We start from the raw sequence: 13,864 nt of genomic DNA, 5'->3' as shown, positions 1-13,864 counted from the left end.
CTGGATCGAGTTGTCGAAGCGTTTCAACAACGAGACCATATACTAGCCACGTGCTGCTGTCCATCGAGGTCACCGACGACCTCCCCCTTCCTGCCCGCACCCCGCACATCGAGGTCACCGACGACCTCCCCCTTCCTGCCCGCACCCCGCACATCGAGGCCACCGACGACCTCTCACATCCCCGCCGTGCCCCGCAGGCCGACGCCACCGACGACCTCCCCCACCCCACCGACGCGGAGCGCATCGCGGCTCGCGACGATCTCCACGTCCTGCAGCACGACCGGCCCGCCGCGCGATGGACAGACGCGTACCCGGTCGGGGACGGCACGCGCGGTGCCATGTGCGAAGGCCGCCTCGCGGGCGAGCGGCTGTGGCTGAACGACATCACCGCGTGGTCCGGCGTCGCGGACGCCGACCCGCTGCGCGGCATCGGCGCTCCGGGCCGGTCCGCGCTGGATGCAGCCGCCGAGGCGATCGCCCGCGGCGACGCCGACGAGGCCGAGCGCCTGGTGCAGTCCCAGCAGACACCGTGGGTGCAGGCGTTCCTGCCGCTCGGGCACGTGGACGTGGAGGTGCTCGGTATCCGGGCCGACGACGCCTCCCTCCGGCGCCAACTGGATCTGCGCACCGCCGTCGCCGCGCACGAATACCGCTCGGAGACCGGCTCCGTGCGTCACGAGACCTGGACGGATGCCGCGGCGAACGCGATCGTCCACCGTGTGATCGCCGAGCAGCCCGTCCAGCTGCGGGTCCGCATCGCGGGAGAGCTGCGCCACCGCCGCACCGATCACGTCGCGAACGCCCTGGTCGTCGAGTGGCACCTTCCGGTCGACGTCGCCCCCGGGCACGAGCATCCCCCCGAGCCGATCCGATACGACGAGGAACGGGGGCGCACCGGCGCCGTCACCGTGCGCTCCGCCGTGGCGGCGACATCGTCCGACGGCATCCTGACGACAGAACCCGCGCGCGAGCACGTCCTGCTCATCGGCACCGCGACAGCACCGTCGCTGCCCGGCGAACCGGATGACGAGCGCGATGCGCTCGCGCGGGCGGCGGTGCCGTCGCGCGATGCCGCGATCGAGGATCTGCGGGCCGCTCATGTCCGCGCGCATCAGGCGCTGTACACACGGTGCGCGCTCGAACTGCCGTCCGCGGACGGGGCCCGCGAGCTCACCGCCCCCGAACGCATCGCGAGGGCGCAGGAGCGTCCGGACGCGGGCCTCGCCGCCCTGGCGTTCCACTACGGTCGCTATCTGCTGCTCTCGTCCTCCCGGGAGGCGTCGGTCCCGCTGACCCTCCAGGGGCTGTGGAACGCCGAGCTGCCCGGCCCCTGGTCGAGCGCGTACACCTCGAACATCAACCTCGAGATGGCCTATTGGCCGGCCGACGTCACGGGCCTCTCGGAGTGCGGGGCGCCCCTGCGCCGTTTCGTCGCACGGGTCGCGGCGACCACGGGGCGCGTCGTCGCACGCGAACTGCACGGGGCGGACGGCTGGGTGCTCCACCACAACTCGGACGCCTGGGGGCACGCCGCACCGGTCGGCGCCGGCTCGGGCGATCCCGCCTGGGCGTTCTGGCCGATGGGCGGCGTGTGGCTGAGTCTTCAGCTGTGGGACGCCTACGCGTTCGATGAGGACCTCGAGCGCCTGGCCACGGAGATCTGGCCCGTACTCGAGGGCTCCGCGCGCTTCGCGCTGAGCTGGATCCGCACGGACGGATCGCGGGCGTGGACGAGTCCGTCCACGTCGCCCGAGAACCGGTTCCTGGACGCCGCGGGGATCCCCCGCGCGCTGGGCGAGTCGACCACGATGGATGTCGCCCTGCTGCGCGCCCTCGCCGCTGCGTGCGCGGAGGCTGCGGGCGTGCTCGGTCTCTCGCCCTCCTGGCTCGCCGAGCTCGACCGGGTCACGGCGATGCTCCCGGACCCGCGCGTCCTGCCGGACGGCCGACTCGCGGAGTGGGATCGCGACCTCGTCGACGCCGAGCCGCGGCACCGGCACCTGTCGCATCTGGTCGGCCTGTATCCCCTCGGGACCTTGACGCCCCGGCGCACGCCCGAGCTTGCCGAGGCCGCCGCGACGACCATCCTGTCGCGCGGAGCGGAATCGACAGGGTGGGCGCTGGCCTGGCGCCTGGCGATGTGGGCGCGCCTCGGCGACGGCGAGCGTGTGCAGGATCAGCTCGGACTCTCGCTGCGTCCGGCACAGGACGCCGTGGGCCAGCGCGGCGGACTCTACGACAACCTGTTCAGCGCGCATCCGCCGTTCCAGATCGACGGGAACCTCGGCCTCACCGCCGGCGTCGCCGAGGCGCTGCTGCACTCGCACGAGCTCGACGGCGCGCGGCGCCGGCTCCACGTGCTGCCCGCGCTGCCGCCGGACTGGCCGGACGGCGCCGTGCGCGGGCTCCGCGGCCGGGGCGGCATCCGCGTGGACGTCGAATGGCGCGAGCACCGCGTCGTGCGCGTGCAGCTGCGATCCGAGGCCGAGCGCGCCGTGATGCTGTCCGGCCCCGGTCTGCCCGAGACCGAGCTCACGCTGCATCCGGAAGAACCGACGATCATCGAGCCGAAGGAGCCGAGATGGTGACCATCGCCGATGTCGCACACGCCGCCGGTGTGTCGATATCCACCGTGTCCTACGTGATGAGCGGGAAGAGGACGATCTCGCAGGAGACCAGGGAGCGCGTGGAGCAGGCCATCGCGGACCTGAAGTACAGCCCGCACGCCAGCGCCCGGTCCCTCGCGTCCCGTTCGACCAACGTCATCGGCCTGCAGGCGCCGCTGCGCGCCGGCGTCGACGTGCACGTGATCATGGAGATCGTCGCCGGCGTCGTGCGGGAGGCCCGAGCGCACCAGTACGACATCCTGCTGCTGACGAGCGACGACGCCGCGGGCCTCAGCCGCGCCGCGCGGGCGTCCATGGTCGACGCCCTGCTGGTGATGGACGTCGAATCCGACGACCCGCGCATCGCGACGCTCGAGGAGCTCGACGCTCCCGCGCTGCTCATCGGCCTCCCCGCCGGTGCGGACGGCATCGCGTGCGTCGACTTCGACTTCGAGGCCGCCGGCCGGCTGGCGGCGGAGCGGCTCGCGCGGCTCGGGCACAAGCACGTCGCCCTGCTGGGCGCTCCTGCGGAGGTCATGGCGCGCCACACGTCCTACTCGGATCGCCTGAATCGCGGCTTCCTCGCAGCCGCCGAGGAGCTCGGACTCGAGGCCCGCGTGCACGCCTGCCCGAGCAGCCAGGAGGCGGTCGCCGTGGTGGACGCCGTGCTGGCGGAGCGGCCAGAGGTCACCGGCATCCTGTTCCATAACGAGGGCGCGCTCCCCTACGTCGCGGGGCGGTTGAGCTCGGGCGAGACCGGGCGGGAGCTGGACGTCATCGCCCTGTGCCCCGCCGACGTGGCGCGCACCGTGCCGACGCTGACCGACAGCATCGACATCCCGGCGGAAGAGCTCGGCGCGACCGCCACGCGCGCGATCATGAGCCTGCTGGAGGGCGAGGAGCTCCCGCCCGTCCAGTTGCTCGCACCCCAGCTGGAATCGGCAGCGGATGCCGCAGCATCCGCCACGGGCGCATGAGGATCGATCCGGAGAGCAGGTCTCTGCAGGGGATGTCGTCGTTCCTCGGCTTCGTCGCGCTCAACGTGATGTACCTCGTGACGTGCCTGCCGGTCGTCACGATCCCGGCCGCGACCAGCGCCCTGTACGAGGTCACGATCCGCTATTCGGACGATGAGAGCGGGCGTCCGGTGAAGGACTTCTTCCCGGCGTTCGGACGCAACTTCGTGCGCGCGACGCTGCTCGGGCTGTGCCTGGGCGTGCCGTTTCTGCTGCTCGCGGCGAGCGCGATCTTCTGGGCGTCGCATCCGAGTGTGCTCGCGGGCGCGGCGACGGTCGTCGCCACTCTGGCGGCGGTGTACCTGTTCGCGGCCTTCCTGTTCGCCATGGCGCTCACGGCCGTGTACGCCGCGCCGTTCCGCCAGACGCTCAAGAACGCACTGCTGCTGCCCGCTGCCGAGCCGGTGCGGATGCTCGGGATCCTCCTCATCCCGATCGCGCTGGTGTGCATCACGATCGTGTTCCCGCTGTTCGGGGTGATCCTCGTGACGATCGGCTTCTCCGTCGGCGCGTACGCGACGGCGTTCCTGTTCCGTTCCGTGTTCGCACGTCGCAGCTGAACAGGGCCTCGGGCACGACGAAGGGGCCGAGCGTGCGCCCGGCCCCTTCTCGTGAGGTGACGCCGTTCTTACTCGGCGAACTCCTCCGCGACCGCGATGCGGGCGTCGTTCTGCTCCTCGGCGCGCTCGAGATCGACGGCGAGGACGTCCTCGTAGCCGAGTCCCTTGGCGGTCTCCTGCAGCTCGGACCAGAGCTTGTCGAAGTCCGACTCGCTCTCGGCGAAGGTCGCCTGCCACGAGTACTGCACGATCACGGCCTTGACCTGGTTGCGCAGGGCCTCGGTCTGCGAATCGTCGGCCGGAGCCGTGTAGCTCGCCCCCGGCGCGACGAGCAGCTGGTCGTTGGCCTTCAGGTACTCCATGGTCGAGGTCGCATCGTCCATGTGCGCGGACCAGTCGGCGCGCAGGTCGTTCTGCGTGAGCTCCTGGTAGTGCGGCCAGAACTGGTAGTTGTACGGCAGGCCGGTGTTCTCGTCGACGTCGTTCGGCAGCACTGCGCTGATGTTCAGTGTCGACGTGCCGTCGATGTAGCTGCCGCCGCCCCACTCCTCGGGAACCGTGGCGTCACCGGTGAGGAAGACCTCCTGGCCGAACTCGGTCAGCTGCGGCTGGCCGTCGTCGCCCATCTCCCAGGTGAGTCCCTCGGGGCCTGCGGCGCCTTGGGTCTGGCTGTTGTTGGTGTAGGTGCCCTCGGTGGAGTACAGCCAGTCGATGAAGGCGGCGATGCGCTCGGGGTCCTCGGCCTGAGAGCCGATCGCGAAGACCTGCTTGCCGCCGTACGCCTCGGCGCCGTACGAGAAGATCGTCTGGTCCTCGATCGGGGCGAGCATGAAGCCGGTGCCGGCGTTCATGTTGTCCTCGGTGTTGTACGCGGCCTGGCCCAGCCACGGCCACCACGAGTAGAGCACCTGGCCGTTCTGGAATTTCGACCACAGCGTGTCGTAGTTCTGGGTCGTGGACTCGGGGTCGACCAGTCCCATGCGGTAGGCCTCGTTGTAGAACTCCAGAACGCGGTGGTACTCGCCGTCGTCGTCGAGGATGCCCTGGTAGTCGGACCCGTCGGCCTTCGCGAGGGCGAAGCCGAGCTCGTCGTAGCCGTAGTAGGTGATCGGCTGCTTGACGTTGTTCATCATGTTGCCGTCCCAGTCCTTGAACAGGCTCAGGGCGTACACCTTCTTCCCGTTCGGGGCGGTCGGCTGCAGGTCCTGCATGCCCTTCAGAACGGGGAGGAGGTCCTCGAGAGTGCTGATCTCGGGATAGCCCAGTTCCGCGTAGAGGTCCCAGCGCAGATAGGCCCCGAAGGTCGGCTCGAGTCCCTCGCTGGGCTCGGTCGGCGGGATGCTGGAGACCTGGCCGGGGAACGCGTAGACGCCGTCCTTGCCGTCATTGAGTCGGTCGACGGCCCGGTCGAAGCGCTCGAGGTTGCCCATCGCGGGGTAGTACTTCGCGGCATCCAGGACGAGACCACCCTGCACGAGCTCGTCGAGCTTCTCACCCTTGTCGGTGACGATGAGATCGCCGAGGTCTCCGGCGGACACACGGGTGTTGTAGAGCGTGTCGCCGCCGCCGGCGACGTTCGGGGCGATGATGTTCAGGTTCATGTTGAACTTCTCTTTGACGAGCGCGCCGAACCATCCCTCCTGCATGCCCATGTAGTTGGCGAGACCGTCGAACACGTCGATCGTGATCTCCTCCTCCCACTCGGTCGGGAACGCGTCGACCTGCGCCTCGTCGGTCTCGGCCGGCTCGCCGGTGCAGGCGGCCAGGGAGCCGACGGCGAGGAGTGCGACCACTCCGAGCGCGGCTTTCCTCTTCAGCTTCATTGCTTTCCTTTCTCGGTGCGCGAAGCGCCGTCAGCCCTTGACGGCGCCCAGCATGATGCCCTTCACGAAGAAGCGCTGGAACAGGGGGTAGATGAAGATGATCGGGAGGACCACGATCACCGACACGGTCATGCGGATGGAGGTGGGCGTCTGGGAGGTCGCGGCGGACACGATGCCGCTGAGGTCGCCGCCGGCGTTCTGCGCGGCCTGGGCGAGGCTGGATGCCTGGTTGATGAACATGTAGAGCAGGTACTGCAGCGTGTACAGGCTCTGGTCCGTGATGTAGATCAGGGTGTCCTGGAAGCTGTTCCACTGCGCCACGGCGGAGAAGATCGCGACGGTCGCCAGGATCGGCGTCATGTTCGGCAGGTAGATGCGGAAGAAGATCTGCACGATGTTCGCCCCGTCCAGCTCCGCCGCCTCCTGCAGGGACTCGGGCATGGACTCCACGAACGTCTTCACGAGGATGATGAAGAACGGCTGCACGATGAACGGCAGCACGTAGACCCAGAAGTTGTTGGTCAGTCCGAGGTTCTTCATGATGATGAAGACGGGGATGAGGCCGGCGCTGAAGTACATCGTGATGATGACGAAGCGGTACCAGAACTGGCGCGCCCACATCCGCTTCTGCGTGAACATGAAGCCGAGGAAGGCCGATGCCAGCACCGTCGCGACCGTGCCGATCACGGTGCGCGCGACGCTGACCGCGGCCGCCAGCGGCAGGCCGTTCAGCTGGAAGACCTCTTTGTAGTTGTCGAGATGGAGTCCGACCGGCCACAGACGGACGTCGCCGAGGGCGGACACGTCGTTCGCGCTGATGGAATTGATGATCAGGTAGTAGAACGGGTAGGCGCAGATCACGACGAGCAGTGCGAACACCGTGTAATTGATGATCGCGAAGAGGACGTCGCCGCCGTGACGGTGCTCGGCGGGACGTCGGGTGGGCCGCTGCGGGCGGACGGGGCGCTTCGGGGGTGCGGTCAGGGCGGTCATGTCGCGCCTCTCAGACGATCGATTCGCCGCGCACGCGCTTGGCGATGGCGTTGACGGTGAACAGGAGGATGACCGAGACGATGCTCTTCAGCATCCCGATCGCGGTCGCCATCGACAGGCTGTTGCCCGTCATGCCGATGTTGTAGACGTACAGATCCAGGACCTGGATCCACTCCTTGTTGAACGCGTTCTGGAACACGTAGTACTGCTCCATGCCGTTGTTGAGGAGGTTCGCGATCGACAGCAGCAGGAGCACGAGGTAGGTCGGCATGAGTTGCGGCAGGGTGATGTACCACATCTTCTGGAAGCGCCCGGCGCCGTCGATCTCCGCCGATTCGTACAGCGACTGGTCGATGCCGGCGATCGCGGCGAGGTAGATGATCGCGCCCCAGCCCAGGCCCTTCCAGATGCTCCAGAGGGTCATGGTGAGCCAGACGTTCTCATTGGTGTCGAGGAACTTGATCGGCGCGGTGATCAGCCCCCAGTCGCCGAGGACGTTGTTCACCAGGCCCGAGCTGGAGAACAGCGAGAAGGCGATCATGTAGACGAGCACCCAGGAGATGAAGTTCGGCAGGGTCGTGAGGGTCTGCACGGCGTTGCGGAACCAGGGCGCGCGGATCTCGTTGAGGAAGATCGCGAAGGCGAGCGGCAGGACGCTCGTGGCGATTCCGAGGAAGCTGATCGCGAGGGTGTTCATCATCACCTGAGCGATCTGGGCGACCTGAGTCGGTGAGCTGACGAGCATCTGGAACCACTGCAGTCCGACGAACTCGCTACCCTCGAGCCCGAGGGCGGGCTTGTAGTCGTAGAGGGAGTAGATCCAGCCGTACAGCGGGAAGTAGGAGAACAGGAAGGCGAGGACGATGAACGGCAGGATGCACAGGAACATGCCGTAGGACTTGCGTCCACCCGTCTGCTGCCGGTCGCGGCGTCGACGACGCCGGCGCGACGGGTTCTCGACCTCGTCGAGCTGCGTGACCATGGTCTCGGTCAGGGTCGTGGTCGTCATCGTGCCATGCCTTGGGTCGGGGGCGTCCTCGCCCACGGTTGTCTGTTGAGAGCGCTCCCATCCGGAAAGGACGTCGAAACGCTTCGACATCACGATAGGGGCTGATCCGCGTCGACGCAAGCCGTGCGGGGAAGCGTTTCGACAACCCGGGATCGAACCGCTACCGTGTTGCCGTGGCTCTGACCGATCTCCCCCTCGACGAACTCGAGGTCTTCCGTCCCGACGTCGATGAGCCCGCGGACTTCGACGCGTTCTGGCAGCGCACCCTCGGCGAGGCCCGCGAGGCGGCGGCTCCCGCGACCCTTCGGCCGGCCGACACTCCGGTGAATCAGCTCGTCGTCGAGGACCTCGAGTTCAGCGGCTTCGGCGGCGACCCGATCCGCGCGTGGGTCACGCGGCCGCGCACCGAGGAGCCGCTTCCGGCGATCGTCGAGTACATCGGATACGGCGGCGGCCGCGGCATCCCCGGTGAACGCCTGCAGTGGGCCTCGGCAGGATACGTGCACGTGCTCATGGACACGCGCGGCCAGGGAGCGAACTGGGGCTCCGGCGGGGACACCCCGGACCCGCACGGCTCGGCCTCCGCCGCGACCGGCTTCATGACCCGCGGCATCGAATCCCCGGAGACGTACTACTACCGCCGGCTGTTCACGGATGCCGTCCGTGCCGTGGACACGACGCGCGAGCTGCCGTTCGTGCGCCCCGACCGGGTGTCGGTCACCGGCGCGAGCCAGGGCGGCGGGATCTCGATCGCCGCCGGCGCCCTGCATCCCGACGTGTTCGCCGTCATGCCGGACGTGCCGTTCCTCTGCTTCTTCCGCCGGTCGGTCGAGCGGACCCCCGATCATCCGTACGCCGAGATCGAGCGCTACCTCGCGGTGCACCGCGACCGGGTGGCTCAGGTGTTCGAGACGCTGTCGTACTTCGACGGTGTGAACTTCGCGCGCCGGATCCGCCAGCCCGCGCTGTTCTCGGCCGCCCTCATGGACGGCATCGTGCTGCCCTCGAGCGTGTACGCCGCCTACAACCACCTCGCCTCGACGGATGCCGAGATCGAGCCGTACCTGTTCAACGGCCACGAGGGCGGTCAGATCGCGCAGTGGGTGCGCCAGGCGCGCTGGCTCGCCGAGCGCGTCTAGGGACCCGCGCCGCCGGTACGATTTCTCCGTGCGCCTGGGAGTCATCGACATCGGATCGAACACCGTCCACCTGCTCGCAGCCGATGTCCGCCCCGGCGGGCGGCCGCTTGCGACGACCAGCGACCGGACCGTGCTGCGCCTCATGCGCTTCCTGACCCCCGATGGTGCGATCTCCGACGAGGGCGTGCGCGCGCTCGCGGACGCGGTCACGCGCGCCAGGACCGTGGCCGCTTCCGAGAACGTCGACGCCCTGCTCGCGACCGCGACCAGCGCGGTCCGCGAGGCGACGAACGGCGTCGAGGTCATCGCGCGGATCGAAGCCGCGCTCGGTCAGCCGCTGCAGGTGCTGGACGGCGAGACCGAGGCGGAGCTGACGTTCCTCGCCGTCCGCCGGTGGTTCGGCTGGTCGGCGGGTCAGCTGCTGCTGCTCGACATCGGCGGCGGTTCGCTGGAGATCGCGGCGGGAGCGGACGAGATCCCGGAGGCCGCGGCATCCGTCCCGCTGGGGGCCGGGCGTATGACGGTGGAGTTTCTGCCCGACGATCCGCCGGGCGAGGACGCCGTCGAACGGCTGCGCGCGCATGCCACGACCGTGCTCTCTTCGGTGACGCCGGCCTTCCGCGCGTTGCCGCGGCCCGATCACGTCGTCGGGTCGTCAAAGGCCATCCGCTCCCTCGCCCGCCTCGTCGGGTACCCGGTTCCCGGCTGGTCGGGCATCGATCGGATGCTGCTCCCCCGCGACGCCCTCGGCTCCTGGATCCCCCGTCTCGCGCGGCTGCCGGCGTCCGCCCGCCAGGAACTGCCCGGCATCACACCCGATCGCACGTTCCAGATCGTCGCGGCGGCCGTGTCCCTGCACACCGCGATGACGATGCTGGACGTCGAGGAGCTCGAGGTCTCGCCCTGGGCGCTGCGCGAGGGCGTGCTGCTGCGCTACATCGAGTCGCTGAGCTGGAGCGGCACCGGTATCTGAGCGCAGGTACGCTGTCCCGGATGGATGCTCCTCCGCCCCGGCCGCGGCGCGCAGTGGTCGCCCGTGTGCTGCTCGTGCCGTACCTTTTCGCGCTCGCGCTCGTCGTGTGGCTGCCGGGTGAGGATGCCGAGAAGGCCACCGGGATCGTGGAGACGGCGGCGCGGCTGCTGGCCGCGTGGGGGCTGCCGTTCGAGATCGGCTATCCGGTGCTCGAGTTCCTTGCCAACGTCGTGCTGTTCGTGCCGTTCGGCGCGCTGGTCATGCTGAGCTTCCCCGCACTGCGATGGTGGCAGGTGATCCTGCTCGGGTGCGCGACGAGCACGACGATCGAGCTCGTGCAGATCCTGCTCCCGGGCCGCTTCCCGACCGTGTCGGATGTCGTCGCCAACACGCTCGGGACGGCGGCCGGACGGGTCGCTGCCGCGGTCGTGCGGAGGCCCCGGAGCGCCCGCGCCTCCGTCGAGGCGTGAGCGCTCCTGTGAAGGGATGAGGCCCGATCAGCCCGGCGTCTCAGAGCGCCAAGCGCTGCGAGACGACGTCCGCGAGCTGCTGCCCGAAGGTCTTCGCCGATTCCGCGTCCGCGGCCTCGACCATGACGCGCACGAGCGGCTCGGTGCCGGACTTGCGCAGCAGGACGCGCCCGGAGTCGCCGAGCGCCTGCTCGACGGCGCGGACGGCATCCTGCACGCCTTCGTCGTCGGCGACGCGGTCCTTGTCGACGCCGCGCACGTTGATCAGCACCTGCGGGTACACCGTCATGACGCTCGCGAGCTCGGCGAGCGACTTCTGCTGGCGCGCCATCTCGGCGACGAGGTGCAGACCGGTGAGCAGGCCGTCTCCCGTGGTGGCGTACTCGCTCATGATGACGTGACCGGACTGCTCGCCGCCCAGCGCGAAGCCGTTGGCGTTCATGTCCTCGAGCACGTACCGGTCGCCGACCGCGGTCTGGCGGACGGTGATGCCGTGCTCGCGCATGGCCATGTGCAGCCCGAGGTTGCTCATGACTGTGGCCACGAGCGTGTCGTCGGTGAGGACTCCCCGTTCCTTCATGGCGATCGCGAGGATCGCCATGATCTGGTCGCCGTCGACGACGTTGCCGGTGGCGTCCACCGCGAGGCAGCGGTCCGCGTCGCCGTCGTGGGCGATGCCGACGTCGGCGCCCAGGCGCACGACGGCCTCCGCGAGCTGGTCGAGATGCGTCGATCCGACGCCGTCGTTGATGTTGATGCCGTCCGGATCGGCTCCGATGACGGTCACCTCGGCCCCGGCATCCCGGAACGTCTCGGGCGAGACCCCGGATGCCGCGCCGTGCGCGCAGTCCAGGACCACGTGGATGCCGTCGAGGCGGTGCGGCAGGGAGCCGAGCAGGTGGACGACGTAGCGGTCCTCGGCGTCGGAGAACCGCTGGATGCGGCCGACGGATTCCCCGGTCGGCAGCAGCTTGTCTCCGGTCATGGCGGCCTCGATGCGCTGCTCGACGATGTCGGGGAGCTTCACGCCACCGCGGGCGAAGATCTTGATGCCGTTGTCGGGCGCGGGGTTGTGCGAGGCCGACACCATCACGCCGAAGTCGGCGTCGCGGTCGGCCACGAGGAACGCCAGTGCCGGGGTCGGGATCACTCCGGCGTCGAAGACGTCGACGCCGGAGGAGGCCAGGCCGGCCGAGACGGCGGCGGCCAGGAACTCGCCGGAGATGCGCGGGTCGCGGGCGACGACGGCGGTGAGCCGCTTGCCCTGCGCCTTGCGCGCCTCGGCGGTACGGCCCTGGCCCAGGACGACTGCAGTCGCCTGGGCCAGGGAGAGCGCCAGGTCGGCGGTGAGGATGCCGTTGGCAAGACCTCGCACGCCGTCCGTGCCGAACAGTGCCATGAAGGGCTGTGCGGCTTAGCGCTTCGAGTACTGAGGCGCCTTGCGGGCCTTCTTGAGACCGGCCTTCTTGCGCTCCTTGACGCGAGCGTCGCGCGAGAGGAAGCCGGCCTTCTTCAGGGTCGGACGGTTGTTCTCGACGTCGATGCCGTTCAGCGCACGGGCGATGCCGAGGCGCAGCGCACCGGCCTGGCCCGAGGGGCCGCCGCCGGAGATGCGCGCGATCACGTCGTAGGAACCGGCGAGGTTCAGGACCGTGAACGGGTCGTTGATCAGCTGCTGGTGCAGCTTGTTCGGGAAGTAGTCCTCGATCGTGCGGCCGTTGACCGTGATCGTTCCCGAGCCGGGGACGAGGCGCACGCGGGCGATGGCCTGCTTGCGGCGGCCGACGGCAGCGCCGGGGACGCTCAGCACGGGACGGGGAGCCGCCTCCGCAACCTCGGTCTCAGGCGTCGCGGTCGAGTAGTTCTGAGGGAATTCGGTGGAGTCCTGGATGTCAGCCACGAGTATGTCCTTTTCGTTGCGGCGCTTACTGGGCGACCTGGTCGAGGGTGTACGTCTGGGGCTTCTGAGCGGCGTGCGGGTGCTCGGCACCGGCGTAGACCTTCAGCTTGCCCAGCTGCTGGCGTCCGAGGCTGTTCTTCGGGAGCATCCCGCGGACGGCCTTCTCGACGGCGCGGACGGGGTTCTTCTCGAGCAGCTCGGCGTACGAGACGGCCTTGAGGCCGCCCGGGTAGCCCGAGTGGCGGTAGGCCATCTTCTTCTGGAGCTTCTGACCCGTGAGCGCGACCTTGTCGGCGTTCACGATGATGACGAAGTCACCCGAGTCGATGTGGTTGGCGAAGGTCGCCTTGTGCTTGCCGCGCAGGAGCGCTGCGGCGTGCGAGGCGAGACGACCGAGAACGACGTCGGTGGCGTCGATGACGACCCAGTCACGCTGGACCTGCCCGGCCTTCGGGGTGTAAGTGCGCGTCACGATAGTGCTGCTTTCTTGTTCGAACGGAGGAGTTCGTGAATCCCACTCCGGGGTGGTTCCGCCTTCGAGGAAGGAGAACACGCCAGTGGAGGGCTCACGTTCGCGGTACCGCAGTCGGGCACCAAAGGGTTAGCTTACGCCATCAGGGCGGCTTTGCCCAACTTGACACCTCGTCCCTCAGGACAGCTGCGCGGTGATGAGGATCGGGCGGTGGTCGCTCGCGCGCTGAGGCAGGGTGCGGATGCTGTCGATGTCGAACCCCTCGGAGGTGGCGAAGTCGTAGTGCCCCTTGAAGACGCGATAGCGCGTGTAGGTGCGCTCGTCCGAGAGCGTCAGCGTGTACCCGTGGTCGCGCACGGTCTGGCCCAGGTTCTCCTTGAAGACCGGATAGTTGTAGTCCCCCACCATGAGGATCGGGATGCCGGGGCCGAACGCCTCGAGCTCGGTCAGCGCGCTTCGGATCTGCGTGCGCCGCAGCGAGTTCAGGGCGGTGAGCGGTGCGGCGTGGAACGACGCCACGATCATCTCCCGCCCGTCGTCGATGTCATGCAGCCGCACGGCGAGCACCCGCTCGTGGGCCGGCTTGAGCATCCGGTCGTGCAGCGATTTCTTCAGCTCGATCGCCCGCAGCGAGTGGAGGCGGAAGGTGTTCTCCCGGTAGAAGACGGCCAGGCCCAGGCGGTTGCCCTGCGTCGCCTGGGCGAGCACGAGATCTCCGACCCGGTCCGGGAGAGCTGCGACGTCGCACTCCTGCAGGCATAGGATGTCCGCGCCGTGCTCGTCGACGAGCGCATCGAGCTCGCCGGCGGCGCGGTGCTTGCGCAGGTTGTAGGAGATGACCTTCATCCCCTCTCACGCTAGACCTTCCGACTGTGCGCCAGGTGTCGATCCGGCGACCGGCCG

At 68.9% G+C, this 13,864-nt stretch carries 13 protein-coding genes; 6 read left to right on the top strand and 7 right to left on the bottom strand.

What is annotated here, in order from left to right; all coding sequences use genetic code 11:
• The first annotated feature begins 50 nt into the window (after positions 1-50).
• Genes KYX17_RS24035 through KYX17_RS24025 form a run of 3 tightly spaced genes read left to right on the top strand, consistent with a single transcriptional unit; the run spans position 51 to position 4,182 of the window.
• Positions 51-2,588 carry a glycoside hydrolase N-terminal domain-containing protein gene (locus KYX17_RS24035; RefSeq protein ID WP_243230289.1) on the top strand — a complete coding sequence of 846 codons (2,538 nt, stop codon included), beginning with the start codon at positions 51-53 and terminating at the stop codon, positions 2,586-2,588.
• Entirely contained in the window at positions 2,582-3,583 is a 1,002-nt protein-coding gene (locus KYX17_RS24030) for a LacI family DNA-binding transcriptional regulator (RefSeq protein ID WP_243230287.1), read from the top strand. The genes KYX17_RS24035 and KYX17_RS24030 overlap by 7 nt, the downstream gene beginning before the upstream one ends.
• Positions 3,580-4,182: a YesL family protein gene (locus KYX17_RS24025; protein WP_243230285.1), complete on the top strand. Its 603-nt coding sequence runs from the start codon at positions 3,580-3,582 to the stop codon at positions 4,180-4,182. The genes KYX17_RS24030 and KYX17_RS24025 overlap by 4 nt, the downstream gene beginning before the upstream one ends.
• Positions 4,183-4,250: 68 nt before the next feature.
• On the opposite strand, the gene KYX17_RS24020 is transcribed toward KYX17_RS24025, so the two are convergent.
• From KYX17_RS24020 to KYX17_RS24010, 3 genes are read right to left on the bottom strand one after another with little or no spacing between them, the layout of a single operon-like run.
• The gene (locus tag KYX17_RS24020) at positions 4,251-6,005 is read right to left on the bottom strand and encodes an ABC transporter substrate-binding protein (RefSeq protein ID WP_243230283.1); all 1,755 of its coding nucleotides are present in this window, start codon (positions 6,003-6,005) and stop codon (positions 4,251-4,253) included.
• Positions 6,006-6,035: 30 nt separating this feature from the next.
• Entirely contained in the window at positions 6,036-6,998 is a 963-nt protein-coding gene (locus tag KYX17_RS24015) for a carbohydrate ABC transporter permease (RefSeq protein WP_243230281.1), read from the bottom strand.
• A gap of 10 nt (positions 6,999-7,008) precedes the next feature.
• Entirely contained in the window at positions 7,009-8,007 is a 999-nt protein-coding gene (locus KYX17_RS24010) for a sugar ABC transporter permease (protein WP_243230279.1), read from the bottom strand.
• Positions 8,008-8,180: 173 nt separating this feature from the next.
• Between KYX17_RS24010 and KYX17_RS24005 the strand changes: the two genes are divergently transcribed.
• Genes KYX17_RS24005 through KYX17_RS23995 form a run of 3 tightly spaced genes read left to right on the top strand, consistent with a single transcriptional unit; the run spans position 8,181 to position 10,589 of the window.
• Positions 8,181-9,146: an acetylxylan esterase gene (locus KYX17_RS24005; protein WP_243230269.1), complete on the top strand. Its 966-nt coding sequence runs from the start codon at positions 8,181-8,183 to the stop codon at positions 9,144-9,146.
• 28 nt (positions 9,147-9,174) lie between these two features.
• On the top strand, positions 9,175-10,119 hold the full coding sequence (locus KYX17_RS24000) for a Ppx/GppA phosphatase family protein (protein ID WP_243230267.1): 945 nt from the start codon (positions 9,175-9,177) through the stop codon (positions 10,117-10,119).
• A 20-nt stretch (positions 10,120-10,139) separates the two neighbouring features.
• Complete coding sequence (locus tag KYX17_RS23995; protein ID WP_243230265.1) at positions 10,140-10,589, top strand: VanZ family protein; 450 nt, start codon at positions 10,140-10,142, stop codon at positions 10,587-10,589.
• A 40-nt stretch (positions 10,590-10,629) separates the two neighbouring features.
• Here KYX17_RS23995 and glmM read toward each other — a convergent pair whose 3' ends face one another.
• The 4 genes from glmM to KYX17_RS23975 form a co-directional block, all read right to left on the bottom strand.
• On the bottom strand, positions 10,630-11,988 hold the full coding sequence (glmM, locus tag KYX17_RS23990; protein ID WP_243230263.1) for a phosphoglucosamine mutase: 1,359 nt from the start codon (positions 11,986-11,988) through the stop codon (positions 10,630-10,632).
• Between the two features lie 15 nt (positions 11,989-12,003).
• Complete coding sequence (rpsI, locus tag KYX17_RS23985; RefSeq protein ID WP_243230247.1) at positions 12,004-12,489, bottom strand: 30S ribosomal protein S9; 486 nt, start codon at positions 12,487-12,489, stop codon at positions 12,004-12,006.
• A 25-nt stretch (positions 12,490-12,514) separates the two neighbouring features.
• Positions 12,515-12,961 carry a 50S ribosomal protein L13 gene (gene rplM / locus KYX17_RS23980; RefSeq protein WP_243230238.1) on the bottom strand — a complete coding sequence of 149 codons (447 nt, stop codon included), beginning with the start codon at positions 12,959-12,961 and terminating at the stop codon, positions 12,515-12,517.
• A gap of 177 nt (positions 12,962-13,138) precedes the next feature.
• Positions 13,139-13,807, bottom strand: coding sequence for an endonuclease/exonuclease/phosphatase family protein (locus tag KYX17_RS23975; RefSeq protein ID WP_243230230.1), 669 nt, complete (start codon positions 13,805-13,807; stop codon positions 13,139-13,141).
• Positions 13,808-13,864 lie beyond the last annotated feature (57 nt).

This window comes from Microbacterium sp. CIAB417, from assembly GCF_022788845.1.
This window is presented reverse-complemented; position numbering and strand designations above follow the sequence as displayed.